The organism is Rhodococcus sp. MH15 (assembly GCF_019266045.1).
GTDB classification, from domain to species: Bacteria; Actinomycetota; Actinomycetes; order Mycobacteriales; family Mycobacteriaceae; genus Rhodococcus_F; species Rhodococcus_F qingshengii.
The window spans coordinates 630,210-647,257 of record NZ_LPNP01000061.1 but is presented as its reverse complement, the minus strand read 5'-3'; the positions used below and the strand labels follow the sequence as shown (position 1 = coordinate 647,257).

The window sequence follows — 17,048 nt, the reverse complement described above, 5'->3', positions numbered from 1 at the left end:
CCGGTCATGAAAGTCACTGTGGGAGAGGTGCTCACACGAATCGCCTCGTCGCGTGTCGTTCCGACCGGACCGAGGTGTGAGATGTGTGCGGCGGGCATAGGCGACGAACACCAGCACGTCGTGGACGTACAGGTCCGGAGCCTGATGTGCGTGTGCCGACCCTGCTATCTACTCTTTGCACCGGTCGACGCGGACCTTCGATACAAAGCGGTTCCCGATCGGTACCTCGAGTTTCCGGACTTCGACCTCGGCCCTGGCCGGTGGGAGTCTCTGGAAATCCCCGTCGGCCTGGCATTCTTCTTCCGCAACTCACTCCTCGACAAGTACATAGTCCTCTATCCGGGACCGGCCGGAGCTACCGAATCCGAGTTGCCCATCGACTCGTTCGAGACTGTGCTCGAGGAGAATCCGGGGCTCGCGCAGATGCGGGCCGACGTCGAGGCGTTGATCGTGTCGGTGCCCACGTCAGGACAATCGCCGAGATGCTTCGTTGTTCCCATCGACGCCTGTTACGAACTGGTGGGACGATTGCGCACCGTGTGGCGCGGATTCGACGGTGGCCAGGATGCCGCACGCGCAGTGGACGAGTTCTTCGGGCGCGTCGAGGCGCGAAGCAGGTCGGCATGACTGTTCTCGACTTCTCGATCGACAACATGGAGGTGGAACCGTACGCGGTTACGCCGAATCTGACGGTGAGATTGAGAATGTCGGAATCCACCGGCACGACCGTCCGTGCGGTGGCTCTGCGCGCGCAGGTACGAATCGAACCACACCGCCGACCGTACTCCGACGCCGAAGGCGAAGGTCTGCGCGATCTCTTCGGTCCGCGGGAGCGTTGGTCGAGTACGCTGCGCACCTTCCTGTGGATGGAATGTTCCACGGTCGTTCAAGGATTCACCGGAACAACGGTCGCGGCCTTGCCCATGGCGTGTACGTACGACTTCTCGGTGACGGCGTCGAAGTACATGCACGCACTCGGAGACGGAACGATTCCGATCGTGGTTCTACTGAGCGGCACGGTATTCACCGACGGACCGCGTGGTTTCTCCGTGCAGCAGATCCCGTGGGACAGATCTGCTGCCTACGAATTGCCGGTCGACGTGTGGAAACAGCTGATGGCTGCGCATTATCCGGCGTCTGGTTGGGTACGCCTCGACCATGAGACGATTGCCGATCTCGTGCGGTTCAAGGCAGCGCACGGCCTCACGGACCTCGATTCAGCCGTGCGGCAGTTGCTGACGGCGAGCCAGGTGCCGCGATGACTCGAACGGGGATGGATCACGACGTTCGGGCCGTGGCCGACGCCGTCCTGTACGAGGGATATCTTCTCTATCCCTACCGGGCCGGCTCGGCGAAGAATCAATCCCGTTGGCAGTTCGGGGTTCTCGGACCGCCCGGCGCCGCCGAGGTCGGAGTCGGCGAGGAACCGTCGATGTCCGCGCAATGTCTGCTCGGCGAATTCGAGCGGAACGGCGTCGAGGTTTCTGCGACTGTGAGATTTCTGCACCACCAGTCGCGGACGGTTGAACGACTCGGCGCCGGCGGGGCGTGGATCCCGGTCGATCGGTTGGTGGTCGGCGAGCGGGAGTCGATCTCGTGGGACGAAGCCACCGAGTCCGAGATCGTGTTGGGTCCGTGGGGTCTGGACGAACTCGAGGCCGGCGTCGAAGAAACCTTCTGTGCGGCCGGAGTTGTCGAAGGAGAGACTTTGTCGGACTCTCGGGGCAGGGTGGTCGGACGGATCGTTCGGACACGGCTTCCGGTCAATGGCCTCTTGGCAGTGAGCGCCTCCGCCGGGGACGGACGCACGGTGATTTCCGTGACGATCATGAACGCCACGAGCGTCGACGCACGGGACAAGGGCACGGCCACCGCGCAATCGATGCTGGGGACTCACGTCATTGTGAACTGCACAGGCTCGAGGTTCCTGTCGTTGTTCGAAGAAGCAGATCACTCGGAGCAGTTGCGGCAAAATCGCTGTTATCCGGTGCTTGCGGGGACCGAGGACCCCACTCACCCTGGCACATCTCCCACCGTTCTGGTGTCACCGATCATCCTGTACGACTTTCCCGAGATTGCGCCGCAGAGCGAGGGATCTCTCTTCGACTCGACCGAGATCGACGAAATTCTCACCCTGAGAATCCTTGCCATGACCGACGAGGAAAAGGCGCGGGCGCGAGCTACCGACTCCAGAGCTGCCGACATCATCGACCGATGTGAGCGATTGACGGACGACGATCTAGCCGGCCTGCACGGTGTGCTGCGAAATCCGCACGCCGGTTCTGATCTGATACCCGAGGTGCCTGACGGTGTGGACTGGTGGACCCCGGAAGCCGACACCAGTGTCCAACCACGCACCGACGCAGTTCTGATCAACGGCGTCCGTGTCTCTGGTGGAAGTACAGTTCGGCTCCACCCCTCACGCCGCGCTGATGCTCAGGACCTGTTCTTCGACGGCCGGATCGCCCACGTCGCCACCATTCATGAAGACGTGGACGGCGACATTCATGTTGGGGTGACACTGTTGGACGATCCGGCCGCCGATCTGCACAACTGGTACGGCCGCTACCTGTACTTCGCGCCGGACGAGATAGAGCCGATGCCGCGCGACAGCGCGTGACGTACTCACAGCTATCGAACTTCACAGCTATCGAGAGGAGAACTCGCCATGAGGAGCATGGGATTGCTGTCGACGGCACTTCTCGGCGCCACCGCGATCGCAGCCGCGATCGTCCTGGTGGTGTCGATGCCGGACATCCAGCGCTATCTGCGAATGCGAAAGATGTAAAGCGCTGTGCGCGTGCTGATTGCAGGTGTCGGAAACATATTTCTCGAAGACGACGGATTCGGCCCCGAAGTTGTTCGGGCGCTGCAGCATGAGAATCTCCCATCGGGAGCTCACCTGGTCGACTACGGGATTCGGGGCGTGCATCTGGCGTACGACTTGTTGGAGTCGTGGGACGCCCTGGTCCTGATCGATGCCTTACCGGCGACCGGAGTCCCGGGCAAGCTCGCGATCATCGAAGTGGACCCCGAAAGTGAAGGCCCGCAAGGAGGTTTCGACGCGCACTCGATGCATCCGAGTTCGGTGTTTGCCAGCCTGCAGGCCCTCGGCGGAACACTCCCGCGGACGTTCGTGGTGGGGGCACATGCGAAATCGATCGGCGACGGAATCGGATTGAGTGCGGAGATGCGTGATTCGGTAAGGCAAGCCGCTTCTGCGGTGCTGGCACTCGTCCGGTCCATCGACGTGGACTGTGATGCCACCACACTGGGGCCGGAGGTGTGAGTCATGTGTCTGGGGATTCCGGGACGGGTACGCGAACTACTGGACGGATACGGAGGTCAACTCGCTCTCGTCGACGTGGAGGGGGCACCACGCAAGGTCAACATCGGAATGCTCGACGAAGGCACCGTCACGGCAGGTGACTGGGTGGTGATCCACATGGGCTTTGCAGTCGAGAAGGTCGACGAGCAGGGAGCTCGCCATGCTCGGGCCGGCCTCGAACTGATGGGCCGTGGTGGCCACGACGGTGAGGTAGTCGACTCCGATACTGGTAACGGCGAGGTCGGGACATGAAGATCGCCTGCCGTGTCATCGTTCGTGGCGTAGTCCAGGGGGTGGGCTTCCGGCCGTTCGTCCATGCGACCGCCACCGAACTGGGACTGTCGGGTTCGGTGGGAAATTCTGCTCTCGGTGTCGTGATCGACGTCGAAGGCGACGGAGAGACAATCGATGCATTTGTCGCTCGGGTGCGAAACCGCCCCCCACCGCTGGCACGGGTGGAGTCGGTGGAGCGCGAGGACTCGCGGCCGGTTGGTCGTGAGGGGTTTCGCATAGTCGAGACGGATGCGGGGTCGGTCGGGCGAACCTTGGCGCCGGCGGATGTCGGGATCTGCGACGACTGCCTCCGGGAACTGACTGATCCGAGCGATCGGCGATATCGTCATCCATTCATCACCTGCACCAACTGCGGTCCGCGATTCACGATCATCGAATCGCTGCCCTACGACCGGGCCGCTACGACGATGAAGCGATTCCCGTTGTGCGCGAACTGTGCGGCGGAGTACGTGGATCCCGCCGACCGCCGGTTTCATGCGCAACCGATTGCCTGCCCGCAGTGCGGTCCAACGCTATCGTTCGTGGAAGGGGACGCGCCCGCCGTGACCGGTGAGGGTGCACTGCTACGAGCCCGATCCCTACTGCGAGACGGGAAGATTCTTGCTGTCAAGGGAATCGGAGGATTTCACCTGGCTTGTGATGCCCGCGACGACCGCGCGGTTCACGAGTTGCGTGAACGCAAGCATCGAGCAAGCAAGCCGTTGGCGGTGATGGTGCGCGATGTGCCAGAAGCCAGAGAGTTGGGTGTGGTCGGTGATGCCGAGGCTGATGCCATGTCCTCGCGCGAGCGCCCGATTGTGCTGGTTGCCAAAGCGTCTGGATACGCGCTTTCCCCCTTGATTGCCCCCGGCATTCCGGATATCGGAATCATGCTGGCCTACAACCCGATTCAGCATCTTCTTCTGGGTTTGGCCGGAGAAGAGGCGGGCCCAGCGGTGTTGGTCATGACATCGGCGAACATCGGCGGTGAGCCGATTCTGTACTCCGACAACGATCTCGAACGATTGGGTGACCTGGCCGACGGGGTATTGACCCACAACCGTCCGATCTTGATGCCGTGTGACGACTCGGTGATGCGAATAGTCGGCAGTGGAAGACAGTTGCTTCGTCGCTCGCGCGGATATGCTCCGCTGCCCGTCACCGCGCCGTTCGACGTACCGCCTACCTTGGCGGTCGGGGCCGACCTGAAGAACACCTTCTGTCTTGCCGAGGACGGATATGTGTGGCCGAGTCAGCACATCGGAGACATGGGCGACCTCGCTGTCATCGACAGTTTTGCTGCGTCGGAGAGTCACTTCGAATCGATCACGGGGGTGGTGCCGCACCAGATCGCCTGTGACGAGCATCCGCGGTATCGCTCGTCCTCGTGGGCTCGCAGTCGTAGTGGTGACCGACCGGTGCGCATCGTCGGGCATCACCACGCACATGTGGCTTCCGTGATGGGGGAGAACGGCCGGGACGGGAGCGAACCAGTTCTCGGAATAGCGTTCGACGGCACCGGCTACGGGGCGGACGGCGCAGTGTGGGGAGGGGAACTACTGCTGGCGACGTACAAGGGTTATCGCCGTCTCGCGCATCTGGGATACGTACTGCTGCCCGGGGGCGATGCCGGAGTGGAACGGCCGTACCGAATGGCGCTCGCCCACCTGTGGCATGCCGGGTTGGACTGGGAATCCGACCTCGCGCCCGTGGCAGCCTGTCCGCCCCGAGAGCAGTCGGTCCTACTTCACCAGATGGAAACCGGTTTCGGGTGCGTGGACACCTCGAGCATGGGGCGGTTGTTCGACGCAGTCTCCTCGCTGACCGGGGTCCGTCAGAGGGTCGACTACGAAGCGCAGGCTGCCATCGAGTTGGAGGGGGTGTCGAGGGGAGTCGACAGCGCCGGTTCGCGGTACACCTTCGATTGGACGCAGTCGGACGACGATTCGTGGACAGCAGATCCGCGGTCGGTCATTCGGGCTGTTGTCCGCGATCTCCGGGAGAAGTTGCCCGCTGAAGTGATCGGCGCCCGTTTCCACGAATCCGTAGCGCACCTGGTGCTCGAGTGGGCAATTCGTGGCCGGGAACTGGCGGGAGTGGACGAGGTAGTACTCACCGGAGGTGTCTTTCAGAACCCTCTACTGCTCGTTCGGGCGTGTGCTCTGCTCTCAGACGCTGGATTCACGCCGTTGACAGGACTGGAGTTGCCGCCGAACGACGGCGGTCTCGCCTACGGCCAAGTGCTGGTGGGGAGTTCGTCATGAGGTCAGGAGTTGTGTCATGTGCCTAGCCGTACCGGGACGTATCGAGTCCCTGGAGGAACGCGACGGAACGACGATGTCGGTGGTGAACTTCGGTGGCGTCCGAAAAGAAGTGTGCCTCGAGTACATTCCGGGCGCCCAAGTCGGCGAGTACGTCGTGGTGCACGTCGGATTTGCCATCCAGCGACTCGACGAGGAATCCGCTCGCAGCACGCTGGCGGAATTCGAGCACCTCGGCGTACTGGAAGAGGAATTCGGTGACGGGTTCGAAAGGGCTGCCCGGGCCGCGGGGATCGAACCGAAGGAGACGGAATCATGAAATATCTGGACGAGTTCTCCGATCCGGAACTGGCCGGCAAACTGCTGGATCAGATCCGTGCGCTGGCCACACGGCGATGGGCGATCATGGAAGTGTGTGGTGGTCAGACACATTCGATCATCAGACACGGCATCGATCAATTACTTCCCCAACAGATCGAGATGATCCACGGACCCGGATGCCCGGTCTGTGTCACCCCGCTCGAGATCATCGACAAAGCTCTCGAAATCGCGGCAAGACCCGATGTCATTTTCTGCTCCTTCGGGGACATGTTGCGAGTTCCGGGGAGTTCGTCGGATCTGTTCCGCATCAAGAGCGCCGGCGGTGACGTGCGGGTGGTGTACTCACCGTTGGATGCACTGACTATTGCCAAGGAGAATCCGGGCCGGCAAGTGGTGTTCTTCGGGATCGGATTCGAGACCACCGCGCCGGCCAACGCCATGACCGTCTATCAGGCCAATCGCCTGGGTATCGAGAACTTCTCGCTACTCGTCTCGCACGTTCTGGTCCCGCCGGCGATGGCCGCGATCATGGATTCGCCAGAGTGCCGCGTGCAGGCATTTCTGGCGGCCGGGCATGTATGCAGTGTGATGGGAACGTCGGAGTACCCGGCGCTGGCCGAGAAGTACAAGGTCCCGATCGTCGTCACCGGATTCGAGCCGCTGGATCTGCTGGAGGGCATCCGAAAGACGGTGCTGCAGTTGGAATCGGGTCGATACGAGGTCGAAAATGCCTACGCCCGTGCCGTCACCGCGCAGGGCAACACCGCAGCGAAAGCGATGCTCGAGGATGTGTTCGCCGTGTCGGACCGGACGTGGCGCGGCATCGGATCGATCCCGGACAGCGGTTGGCAGCTGGCACCGAAGTATGCGTATTTTGATGCCGAAGAGCGTTTTTCGGTGACCGATATCCACACTGACGAGTCGAGCGTCTGCCGTTCCGGAGAAGTGTTGCAAGGTTTGATCAAGCCACACGAGTGCAGTGCCTTCGGGAAGGAATGCACTCCGCGGAATCCGCTCGGTGCCACGATGGTGTCGTCCGAGGGGGCGTGCGCCGCGTACTACCTGTACCGGCGCCTGGAACTTCAGGAGGCGGGTCATGCCGGCTGAGGAGACCGCTGTCGTGGACTTGTCGGCGTGGGTCTGCCCACTGCCGCTGCGTGATTCGCCGAACATCGTCATGGGGCACGGTGGTGGAGGAGCGATGTCCGCCGAGCTCATCGAGCACCTGTTCCTGCCCTCGTTCGGAAGCGCTGCCGAAGCAGAACTCGGTGACTCGGCCGTATTCGACGTCGGCGGGGTGCGACTCGCGTTCTCGACCGACTCGTATGTCGTCAAACCCATGGTGTTTCCCGGCGGAACTATCGGCGATCTCGCTGTCAACGGAACGGTGAACGACCTGGCGATGACTGGAGCGCAGCCATTGGTGATGTCGACGGCATTCATCCTGGAAGAAGGGACGGCACTGACCGACATCGCGGGAATCGCGAAGGCGCTCGGTGAGGCCGCGCACGTTGCCGGCGTTCGGCTGGTGACAGGTGATACCAAGGTCGTCGATGCCGGTCACGGCGACGGAGTCTTCATCAACACCGCAGGAATCGGGATTGTCGCAGACGGGGTGGACATCAGCCCCACTCGCGCACAAGTGGGTGACGTCGTGATCGTCAGCGGCGACATCGGCGTTCACGGCGTGGCCGTGATGAGTTGTCGCGAAGGTCTCGAATTCGGGACCGAAGTGCGCAGTGATTGTGCGGCCCTGAACGGCGTGGTGGCCGACATGATTGCCACCGGCGTCGACATCCACGTCCTGCGCGACCCTACGCGGGGCGGAGTCGCCGCGACCCTCAACGAGATCGCTCAGGCGTCGAACATCGGGGTTGCGCTGGTGGAGCGAGATCTGCCGATTCCCGCTGACGTGCGCGACGCCTGTGGGCTACTCGGCTTGGATCCGTTGTACGTCGCAAACGAGGGCAAGTTGATCGCTTTCGTTCCACGCGAAGATGCCGCCCTGGTTCTGGAAGCGATGCACGGCAATCCACTGAGTGTGGGAGCCGCCGTGATCGGGGAGTGCGTGGCCGAACATCGCACAATGGTGGTGGCGCGTACGGCATTGGGAGGCAATCGGGTAGTGGATTTGCCGGCAGGTGAACAACTTCCTCGGATCTGCTGATGACTGCCGTCGGTATGAACGGGCCGGCGTTGTTTGCCCGCTACGCGTATCCGCCGAACGAGTTGGGTTACTGCGGACCCGACGATCCTTCAGTGCTGCTTCGTCTGGCCAGCGGCAACTCGGGCAGCGGCGACCGTGATCACGCTCGTCAATTCGACGGTGCGTGGCCGTACCTCGAGGCATTGGCTGTAGGAGCGGGCATCGACGACCCCCTGGATTCGCGAGTGATCGAAGCCTATTGGGTGGGAGGTGATCTCCTCGACTCTCTCGATTCGGGGAAGTTGTTACAGCACTTGAGGGGGGCATTCGGTGAACGCGAGAACACCGGGTTCCTCCCCGTCCTCGGGGGTCGGGACCGCGCGCTCGCGCACCACAGTTTTCACGTATTTCTGGTGTATCCGTGGGTCAAGCTTCTTCGGAAGCGCGGTGCGGTCCCACTGTCCGTCCTCCAGAACTGCCGGATCAGATGGGGAGTGGTCGAGGACGTCGGCGAGGAGCATGCATTGGTGGTTTCGTCCCCGCTCGAGTTCGACGGTGAGCAACTCGCACGCGGCCGACCGGCAACGCAGAGAGTGCGGTGGAGGGTCGAGGGCAACGCGCTTGCGGCGATGCCCGTCCCCGGCGCTGTGGTGACGATGCACTGGGATTGGGTGTGCGACAGGATAACGGCAGAGCAATCACGTGCATTGGATGCCGCGGAAGACTCGGGATTGCGGATCGCGAACCGAATGCTGTCGACCGATATGTGATCGTCAGTTCCCCTCCAGGACGGAGGCTACGGTGAATTGGGGTAGCGCGGTACCGGACAGCGCACTGTGGTTGGCAGAGGCATATGCGATCACGGTAGCGGTTCTCGTCGTCACCGCGCTGCTGCTTGCTCGGTATACCGTCTGGGGCAACCAGTTTCGGCGAATGGCTTGGCCCTACTTCGATCCCCGGCGCACCGTCATTCCGCTGTCGATTCTCGCGTTACTGCTGCTGCTCACGATATTCGGTGTCCGCGTGACGGTGTTGTTCTCGTACTGGTACAAGGATTTCTACGACGCCATTCAGAACCTCGACGAAACCGCTTTCTGGCACTACCTGCGAGTGTTCGCGATATTGGCCGCAGTCCACGTCGCTAGCTCACTCGTCGTCTACCTGGTAGGCCAAACACTCGATATCAATTGGCGCAGTTGGCTCAATGACACATTGACCGACGATTGGCTCGACGGCCGCGCGTACTATCGCGGAAACTTCCTGGAGAACCCGGTCGACAATCCGGACCAACGTATTCAGGCAGACATCACCGCATTCGCGACGTCGTCCCGCACGTTGTCCATGGGCGCCGTCGCCGCAATGGTCTCGATCGTCAGCTTCACCAAGATCCTGTGGGATCTGTCCGGTCCCTTGACTGTTTTCGGTGCCGAGATTCCGCGAGCGATGATCTTTCTCGTCTACATCTACGTGTTGGTGACCACGGCACTCGCATTCTGGATCGGCCGGCCTTTGATCATGCTGAACTTCTTGAACGAGAAACTCGGCGCCAGCTTCCGGTACGCGTTGGTTCGACTACGGGAGTACGGCGAAAGCATCGCCTTCTATCGCGGAGAGAACGTCGAACGACGCACGCTCGGACTACGTTTTGCTGCAGTGATCCGCAATATGTGGGCGATCGTCTTCCGGACGCTCAAGTTCAGTGGCTTCAATCTGGCAGTGGATCAGACAGCGGTGGTGTTTCCGTTTCTGGTCCAGGGATCTCGATTGTTCAGCGGGCAGATCACTTTCGGCGACGTGATGCAAACTGCTCAAGCATTCGGCCAGGTGCACAATTCGTTGTCGTTCTTTCGAGAGTCCTATGCCGATTTTGCAAGTTTCCGGGCCACACTGATCCGTTTGACCGGGCTCGCCGATGCCAATCGACGTGCCCGCGCACTTCCCGTGCTCGACGCGTTCTCCGCTGGCAGTCATTTGGTTGTTCGGGGACTCGACGTGCGCACGCCGGTTGGTGAGGCGTTGATCTCCGAACTCGACATGTCACTGGGGCCCGGCGATGCACTGCTGGTGAAGGGTCCGTCGGGTAGCGGCAAAACCACGCTGCTCCGCAGCATCGCGCAGTTGTGGCCGTACACAAACGGTTCCGTGACCACCCCGGTCGGAGACGTCCTGTTCCTCTCACAACGGCCATACCTACCATTGGGTTCTCTGCGCGCGGGTTTGGCATATCCGGACCAGTTGCCCTCAGGTCAGCCGAACACCGGGCGCTCGAACTTCGACGACCGCAGGCTCCACGATGCGCTCGCCGAGGTGCATCTCGCACATTTGATCGGTCGGCTCGACGAGCCGGCTGATTGGACTCGAATTCTGTCGCCGGGCGAACAACAACGGTTGGCGTTCGCCCGAGTCCTCCTGATCCGACCGCGAACCGCATTTCTCGACGAGGCGACATCCGGAATCGACGAAGGCCTCGAGTACACGCTCTACGACATCCTTCGCCGTGAACTGCCCGACAGCATCATTGTCAGCGTCGGGCATCGCAGCACTCTCGACGTTTTTCACAATCGACAACTCGAACTGCGCGGTGCGGGACACTGGACTCTCGCTGATCACGAAGGCTGAGAAAACTTTCGACGGTCGGATTCTTGCGACAGGATTCGGCCGGGTTACCCGCCGCGCCGCGATCGATCGAAGACACCGACCGTCACGAGGTCGAAGGGTTGCGGAAGTCGTTTGTGCGCTGGAGCACCCAGGCCGCAATCCTGGTGCGCGAGCCGTACCCCAGTTTGTTCAGTATGTGATCGACGTGGCCGTCGACAGTGCGCTGAGAAATGACCAGCTTGTCCGCGATTGCTCGGTTTGTCAGGCCCTGTGCGACGAGTTCGGCCACCTGCTGCTCCCGCGGAGTCAGCACTTCGTCGGCCGCCGATTTCGGTGATCCACCGGGCGGTTGCTCTCTCAGCGCGCGGGCCGCTGCGTCGTCGAGAGTCAGAGCTCGTCCATGATCGAATGCTGTTTGAAACACCCTGTCTCCGAGCCGGTTACGAGCCTCGGTCACGCTGTTTTCGTGGTACGGGACCATGCTCCTGAAGGTGTCCATCGGGCTGCCCGTGGCGGTGAACAGCGTGTTGGCAGCTCCCATCAGTGTGGCTGCCAGCTTTGCGTCCCGGTCGACAAGCGTCCACGCGATTTCCTCGAGGCACCATGCACATCCGAACTGGTTACCCAGCCCTCGCAGCAATCGGAGAGAATCTTCGAGTAGCTCGATACCGCGAGCGTGGTTGCCATGACGCCACAGGGCGGATCCGTAGTCCGACATCGTCATCGACCGCCACAAGATTTCGCCGCGCGATTCGGTGAGGGCCAACTCCTCCTCGTAAATACTTGCAGCCCGGTCGGTTTCGCCGAGTGCGTCGACGACGAAGGCGAACCAGTAGAGCGCGGGTACCAGACGGGCGATGTCGTCGTTTGCCCGGAATGCTGCGACAGCCTGCTCCAGGTACTCGGCGCCGCGCACGAGATCGCCGTCGGCGACCGCGACGAATCCGAGCGTGTACCGCGCCAGTATGCGTCCGTCGTCGTTCCGCTGCATCTCGGCCTGTCGCCGAGCCTCTTCGGCAATGCTTGTCGCCGAAGCGATATCTCGTTGGAGGGCTGCCAGCAGTGCGCCTGTCGCGGCGGCCTCGACTACCGCGTCACCGAGAGTGCCCTCGGTCAGTTCGGGCACCTCGGCCAGGGCGCGACCCAACCAGTAGCGACCTTCGTTGAATCGACCACGTGCAAGCCAGTAATCATGCAGAGCACTTGCGGTACGCAATGTGGCTTCGACCGAGTCGGGTTCGGTCAGACCGAATTCCAACGCGGTGCGCACGTTGGGTAAGTCGCGGTCGATCCGCGTCATCCAGTCGATTTGGTGCGGCCCCGTCCAGTCGACTCCGGCGCGGAAGACGAGTTGCCTGAACCACTCACTGTGCCTGCGCTGCAGCGAGACCCACTCGTCGACTGACACCAGTTCACGCCCGTAGTCGCGAAGAGTCTCGAGTAGGCGGTAGCGGACGTACGAGCCGTTTTGTTCACGGATGAGGATCGACTTGTCGACAAGGGACATCACGAGATCGCCCAAGTCGTCGTTCTGTGCTTCGTCGGCGAGAATTCCTTCGACGGACCCGAGATCGAAGCTACCCGCAAATACGCTCGAGTTCGCCCACAACGACTTCTCCGGCGGCGTACACAGATCGAAGCTCCAGTCGATACTCTGTGCAAGCGTCTGTTGACGCGCTGGAGCGTTCCGGCTGCCCCGCGTCAGCAGTTGGAAGCGGTCGTCGAGTTTTTGCAGGATCTGATCGACCGACATCGCCCTCAGTCGGGCAGCCGCCAACTCGATCGGCAGCGGTAGTCCTTCCAACCGGCGGACGATCTTCTCCACAGCCGCGCTGTTCTCGCTGGTGATGCGGAAGTCCGTCACGGAGGAACGTGCCCGCTGCTCGAACAGCATCATCGCATCACCATCACGGGTGTCGGTTGGCGACGGCGCCTCGTTGGGAAATCGCAGAGGCGGCACCCGTAATACCATCTCGCCGGGAATGTCGAGCGGTTCTCGGCTGGTCGCCAGAAGTGCCAATCGGGCACAGCACCGGAGGAGTTCGGCGGCGGTGTCGGCCACCCAGCCGATGAGGTGTTCGCAATTGTCCAGAACAAGCAGGACACGTTCGTCGACGAGACGGCCGATCAGTACCGATCGCGGTGACCGCGTAGATCGGTCTTGTACTCCGAGTGCGGCAAGAATCGTCTGATCGAGAAGTGCCGGCTCCCGCAGTTCGCTGAAGTCGACGAACCAGACGCCCCCGGGGAACGCACGGGAGGAATCATCGGCGGCACGGAGCGCCAAGCGGGTTTTGCCGACCCCACCCAGGCCCGTAAGGGTCACGAGCCGGTAGTCCGACAGCAGGCGTCGGACTTCTTTGGCCTCGGACCGGCGACCGACGAAACTGCTCAGTTCGATCGGTAGGTTTCCTCGTTTTGCCGCCATGAGAATCGCGCCGAATTTGTACGTGCTGAGTGGATTGACCCCACACAGTGTACGCGGAATCGCGTGTGTGAAATCTGTCAACGCACCACCGGTGTTCGCCCGTGATTGCCGTTGGGTCGAAGCTTTTCGGTGCATGACGCGGAATAGCGAACACTTTCCACCGACGTAGTTCGCGCCTCATTCGAAAGGGATGAGAGGCGCATTTCATCTTTCTGGCGCACTTACGATTCGGGCATGAAACGTGTGTGGGAAGGTGTGCGGCGCTACGGCAAGACACTGCACTCGGTCGGGTTGTCGTTCGGTCTGGTGTTTTTCGTCCTCTCGATGAGCCCGTCCCTCTTACCGCGCGCGTGGTACCTGCAGGGCGTGGCAACCGGTATTTCCGTCGCCACCGGGTACGGCATCGGTGTGAGCGTGGCGTGGATGATCCGCAAATGCGGAGTCGAACCGAGATGGTCGGACCGGACCAAGCGGATCGGTTGGGCCGTACTCGCCGTACTGGCAGTGATATTGGTGCCTCTTTTTCTGATCTTGGGTTCGTGGTGGCAGCAGATCGTCCGTGATCTGGTCGAGGCGCCTCGCGTGAACCGGGCGAACTATCTTCTGGTGCTGCTGATTTCGCTGGTGGTGTGGTTGATCTTGTTGGAGGTGGGTCGCGGTCTGCGGCATCTCACCAGAGGACTCGCTGCCGTTGCTCTGCGGTTTGTTCCCAAGGAAGCAGCGAAAGTCGCGAGCTTGGTCGTCGTCTTCGCGTTGGCGATCTTCGTCGTCAACGGTGCCCTCTACAACGGGCTCATCGCTTTTGCGAACTGGAGTTTCTCCGGCGCGGACAACGACACGCCCGATGGTATCGACCAGCCTCTGATCGCCGAACGCAGTGGTTCACCCATGTCTGCCGAGGCATGGGATTCGCTGGGCAAGGAGGGTCGCACCTTCATGGGTAGCGGGCCGTCTGCGGTGCAGATTTCCGCGCTGACCGGGCTGGACGCGAAGCAACCCATCCGCGTGTACGCCGGCCGTGAGTCGTCGGATTCCGTCGACGGTGTCGCGCAGCGGGTCGTCAACGAACTCGAGCGCACCGGCGGCTTCGACCGTGCCGTCCTGGCAGTAGTGACCACCACCGGCCGCGGCTGGGTGAACGACGACGTGGCGTCCGCTTTCGAATACGTCCAGGGCGGCGACACCGCCATCGCGGCGATGCAGTACTCGTTCCTTCCCAGCCCTTTGGCATTCATCGCCGATCGCGAAACCCCGATGGCCGCAGGCCGGGCGCTGTTCAACTCTGTCTATGCGAAGTGGATCGATCTGCCGTTCGACAAGCGCCCCAAGCTTGTCGTTTTCGGCGAGAGCCTCGGATCGTACGGGGGACAGGCCGCGTTCGCGGGAGCACAGGACATGGCGACGCGGGTGGATGGGGCGTTGTGGTCGGGGACTCCGAACTTCACCGCTCAATGGCAGGAGATCACCAGCAGTCGTGACTCCGGCTCACGGGAAGCCGTGCCGGTGATCGACGACGGGCAGTCGATTCGTTTCGCTGCCTATCCGGAGGATCTCGAACTGGATGCGCCGTGGAACGACTCACGCGTCGTGTACTGGCAGCACGCCAGCGACCCAATTGTCTGGTGGTCTTTCGACCTGCTTCTGAACAAGCCGGACTGGCTTGCCGAGCCTCTCGGCCGTGATGTCGATCCGGGAATGACGTGGATACCGTTCTTGACATTCTGGCAGGTGACACTCGACATGGTCTTCTCGGCGGACGTTCCGCCAGGTCACGGGCACAACTACGGTGCCGAGGCGGCGGACATGTGGGCGCGGATCCTGCACCCCGACAACTGGTCTCAGTCGGACACCGACGCGATTCGCGGCGCTCTGACGAACGACTTTCAACCCACCAAGTAGTAGTGCGGAGTGCGGACCTCGTGACGGTCTCTCGTCGTTGGACCGGGAGTACTCGCTCTAGATCGTTCTATCACTGTTTGTCAGCTATCTAACAAGGAGCGCGATGCATTCATCAAGAACACTCGTAGCTGCGGTGGCGCTGAGCGCGATCACTGTATTTGCCGGGGCTGGGTCCGCGGTCGCCGCGCCGGCGGTCGGATCTGTCGATTTCGGTTCGTCGAGCGGATCCGGATCAGGAACCGGTTCGGCTAGCGGATCCGAATCTGGTTCTGTCGATTTCGGATCCGGCGGACCGGACGTCGAGCATCCGGTGTCGACCTGCTTCTGGTCCGTGCCGATCAATCCCGAGCGCGCGGACCCACAGCTCAACTACGCCTTTCCTGACACTGCGGCGATTTACTGGGCTGCGCAGTTCACAATCCCCGAGAACGCCGAGTTGGTTATCCGAGGGCAGTATGCGCATGCTCGCTATCAGTCGTTGAACTCGTACAACGCGGCAACCGCGATGCCGACCGCCGTCCTCAATGACATTTCGACTGCTCCGGACGCAGGCTCGCGCAATACCTATCTTCCCGGTGCCGATCGAGCGAACGAAGGTGCCAGGTCGTACACGGCTTCCGTCCTCAACGAGGCCTCACCTGCTGAGCCGAAACCCAACACCTTGTATGCCGGTGTGCCAGGTCAGGACCGGATAAGCCTGCTTTATCGCATCTACCTGCCGGACACTGGGCGTGATCTCACCGGCGGCGTAGGACTGCCTGAGCCAGAGCTGCACCTTCCCGGTGGTCAAGTGCTGCGGGGGCAGGATCTGTGTTCAGCGGTCGGTGCGGACAACGGAATCTTGAAGCCGGCTTCGCTGCCGTTAGACACGTACAAGGCATTGCGTGACCAACCGGGCAATCCTGCGACATTCCCTTCCGAGCAGGCACCAGTCTGGCGGGCGTACTACAGCGCCGAGTTCACGCTCGGCTGTACCTATCTCGGCAAATGCGATGGCACACCCCAGCGGGTGGGCGGGCAGTACTCCAACATCGACAACAGCTACGTCACAGCCGAAGTCAACCGTGGGTTCGGCGAAGTTCTAGTACTTCGGGGAGAGTTGCCGAGGACTCCGAAGACTACAGGCGGCGCAAAGAATCTCGACAGCGCAGTCGACATGCGGTTCTGGTCGATGTGCAGCAATGAATCGCTGGCAACGACGAAGGTAGCGACGTGTCTGTTCGACGAGCAGATGGCCACTGATGCGGATGGTCGCTACACGATTGTCGCGTCGCTCCCTGAAGACCGACCCGCAAACGCTACGAAGGAATGTGGGGTGTCATGGCTTTCGCTCTCGCCGGCCGGTGACGGCGCAGGGCATCCCGACGATTCCCTCTTGATCATGCGGAACATGCTGCCGGCCAAGGACTTCAGCCACGCTGCACACGATACCAAGACGCCCGGCGACGAGAAGGCCGTGATGGGAGAGTATTTGCCGGACGGGCAATATACGTCCAAGCTCGCGTTCGAGGGCAGTGGCTGCGCGAAGTAACCCGTCTTTACGCGTGAGGTCACTACTCGAGATTGTGTCTGGTGATCCTCCTCGATGATGTCGGCTGCGCTCTGCTGCGAGCGCAGCCGACACACCGTTAGCCAAGTCTTTTCGCGATCTTCGGTGGGGAATCGAGGCCTGCGGTTCAGGCACTCATCCCTTTCGAATGAGGCATCAACTACGCAGGCGCTCGCAGTGTCAGCATTGTCGCGCAGCGGTATCAGCTGTGCTCTGTTGTCCGCCGTGGCGGACAGGGGCGCCTT

At 61.7% G+C, this 17,048-nt stretch carries 15 protein-coding genes; 14 read left to right on the top strand and 1 reads right to left on the bottom strand.

Translation table 11 applies throughout. From position 1 onward, the window contains the following. Positions 1–6: 6 nt before the first annotated feature. The 12 genes from ATN37_RS10935 to ATN37_RS10885 are packed head-to-tail and all read left to right on the top strand — an operon-like array spanning position 7 to position 10,948. Positions 7–627, top strand: a complete 621-nt coding sequence (locus ATN37_RS10935) for a DUF5947 family protein (protein WP_058038667.1) — start codon at positions 7–9, stop codon at positions 625–627. After that, positions 624–1,262 carry a DUF6084 family protein gene (locus ATN37_RS10930; RefSeq protein WP_007735081.1) on the top strand — a complete coding sequence of 213 codons (639 nt, stop codon included), beginning with the start codon at positions 624–626 and terminating at the stop codon, positions 1,260–1,262. Before ATN37_RS10935 ends, ATN37_RS10930 begins: the two co-directional genes overlap by 4 nt. Beyond that, complete coding sequence (locus ATN37_RS10925; RefSeq protein ID WP_064444499.1) at positions 1,259–2,620, top strand: hypothetical protein; 1,362 nt, start codon at positions 1,259–1,261, stop codon at positions 2,618–2,620. Before ATN37_RS10930 ends, ATN37_RS10925 begins: the two co-directional genes overlap by 4 nt. 48 nt (positions 2,621–2,668) lie before the next feature. Continuing rightward, positions 2,669–2,788 carry a hypothetical protein gene (locus tag ATN37_RS33140; RefSeq protein ID WP_003942178.1) on the top strand — a complete coding sequence of 40 codons (120 nt, stop codon included), beginning with the start codon at positions 2,669–2,671 and terminating at the stop codon, positions 2,786–2,788. 6 nt (positions 2,789–2,794) lie between these two features. Continuing rightward, positions 2,795–3,289 carry a hydrogenase maturation protease gene (locus ATN37_RS10920; RefSeq protein WP_047271381.1) on the top strand — a complete coding sequence of 165 codons (495 nt, stop codon included), beginning with the start codon at positions 2,795–2,797 and terminating at the stop codon, positions 3,287–3,289. Positions 3,290–3,292: 3 nt separating this feature from the next. Then, on the top strand, positions 3,293–3,580 hold the full coding sequence (locus tag ATN37_RS10915) for a HypC/HybG/HupF family hydrogenase formation chaperone (protein ID WP_007735086.1): 288 nt from the start codon (positions 3,293–3,295) through the stop codon (positions 3,578–3,580). Then, positions 3,577–5,865, top strand: a complete 2,289-nt coding sequence (gene hypF, locus ATN37_RS10910; protein WP_050655148.1) for a carbamoyltransferase HypF — start codon at positions 3,577–3,579, stop codon at positions 5,863–5,865. Before ATN37_RS10915 ends, hypF begins: the two co-directional genes overlap by 4 nt. A gap of 16 nt (positions 5,866–5,881) precedes the next feature. Next, on the top strand, positions 5,882–6,181 hold the full coding sequence (locus ATN37_RS10905) for a HypC/HybG/HupF family hydrogenase formation chaperone (RefSeq protein WP_003942168.1): 300 nt from the start codon (positions 5,882–5,884) through the stop codon (positions 6,179–6,181). Beyond that, on the top strand, positions 6,178–7,290 hold the full coding sequence (hypD, locus tag ATN37_RS10900; RefSeq protein WP_007735088.1) for a hydrogenase formation protein HypD: 1,113 nt from the start codon (positions 6,178–6,180) through the stop codon (positions 7,288–7,290). Before ATN37_RS10905 ends, hypD begins: the two co-directional genes overlap by 4 nt. Continuing rightward, complete coding sequence (gene hypE, locus ATN37_RS10895; RefSeq protein ID WP_218695111.1) at positions 7,280–8,350, top strand: hydrogenase expression/formation protein HypE; 1,071 nt, start codon at positions 7,280–7,282, stop codon at positions 8,348–8,350. The genes hypD and hypE overlap by 11 nt, the downstream gene beginning before the upstream one ends. Next, on the top strand, positions 8,350–9,099 hold the full coding sequence (locus ATN37_RS10890; protein ID WP_054825611.1) for a DUF6390 family protein: 750 nt from the start codon (positions 8,350–8,352) through the stop codon (positions 9,097–9,099). Before hypE ends, ATN37_RS10890 begins: the two co-directional genes overlap by 1 nt. Before the next feature lie 31 nt (positions 9,100–9,130). Then, the gene (locus tag ATN37_RS10885) at positions 9,131–10,948 is read left to right on the top strand and encodes an ABC transporter ATP-binding protein/permease (protein ID WP_218695109.1); all 1,818 of its coding nucleotides are present in this window, start codon (positions 9,131–9,133) and stop codon (positions 10,946–10,948) included. A gap of 82 nt (positions 10,949–11,030) precedes the next feature. Here the strand turns inward: ATN37_RS10885 and ATN37_RS10880 are convergent, their stop codons facing one another. After that, complete coding sequence (locus ATN37_RS10880) at positions 11,031–13,436, bottom strand: LuxR C-terminal-related transcriptional regulator (RefSeq protein ID WP_218695107.1); 2,406 nt, start codon at positions 13,434–13,436, stop codon at positions 11,031–11,033. Positions 13,437–13,589: 153 nt separating this feature from the next. Between ATN37_RS10880 and ATN37_RS10875 the strand changes: the two genes are divergently transcribed. Then, positions 13,590–15,254, top strand: coding sequence for an alpha/beta-hydrolase family protein (locus ATN37_RS10875; RefSeq protein ID WP_218695105.1), 1,665 nt, complete (start codon positions 13,590–13,592; stop codon positions 15,252–15,254). Between the two features lie 103 nt (positions 15,255–15,357). Further along, the gene (locus ATN37_RS10870; RefSeq protein WP_218695103.1) at positions 15,358–16,785 is read left to right on the top strand and encodes a hypothetical protein; all 1,428 of its coding nucleotides are present in this window, start codon (positions 15,358–15,360) and stop codon (positions 16,783–16,785) included. Positions 16,786–17,048: the final 263 nt, after the last annotated feature.

Bases quoted from the DNA above. Each gene is read 5' to 3' on its own strand.
- ATN37_RS10935 (WP_058038667.1), top strand. From the start codon at position 7: ATGAAAGTCACTGTGGGAGAGGTGCTCACACGAATCGCCTCGTCGCGT.
- ATN37_RS10930 (WP_007735081.1), top strand. From the start codon at position 624: ATGACTGTTCTCGACTTCTCGATCGACAACATGGAGGTGGAACCGTAC.
- ATN37_RS10925 (WP_064444499.1), top strand. From the start codon at position 1,259: ATGACTCGAACGGGGATGGATCACGACGTTCGGGCCGTGGCCGACGCC.
- ATN37_RS33140 (WP_003942178.1), top strand. From the start codon at position 2,669: ATGAGGAGCATGGGATTGCTGTCGACGGCACTTCTCGGCGCCACCGCG.
- ATN37_RS10915 (WP_007735086.1), top strand. From the start codon at position 3,293: ATGTGTCTGGGGATTCCGGGACGGGTACGCGAACTACTGGACGGATAC.
- hypF (WP_050655148.1), top strand. From the start codon at position 3,577: ATGAAGATCGCCTGCCGTGTCATCGTTCGTGGCGTAGTCCAGGGGGTG.
- ATN37_RS10905 (WP_003942168.1), top strand. From the start codon at position 5,882: ATGTGCCTAGCCGTACCGGGACGTATCGAGTCCCTGGAGGAACGCGAC.
- hypD (WP_007735088.1), top strand. From the start codon at position 6,178: ATGAAATATCTGGACGAGTTCTCCGATCCGGAACTGGCCGGCAAACTG.
- hypE (WP_218695111.1), top strand. From the start codon at position 7,280: ATGCCGGCTGAGGAGACCGCTGTCGTGGACTTGTCGGCGTGGGTCTGC.
- ATN37_RS10890 (WP_054825611.1), top strand. From the start codon at position 8,350: ATGACTGCCGTCGGTATGAACGGGCCGGCGTTGTTTGCCCGCTACGCG.
- ATN37_RS10875 (WP_218695105.1), top strand. From the start codon at position 13,590: ATGAAACGTGTGTGGGAAGGTGTGCGGCGCTACGGCAAGACACTGCAC.
- ATN37_RS10870 (WP_218695103.1), top strand. From the start codon at position 15,358: ATGCATTCATCAAGAACACTCGTAGCTGCGGTGGCGCTGAGCGCGATC.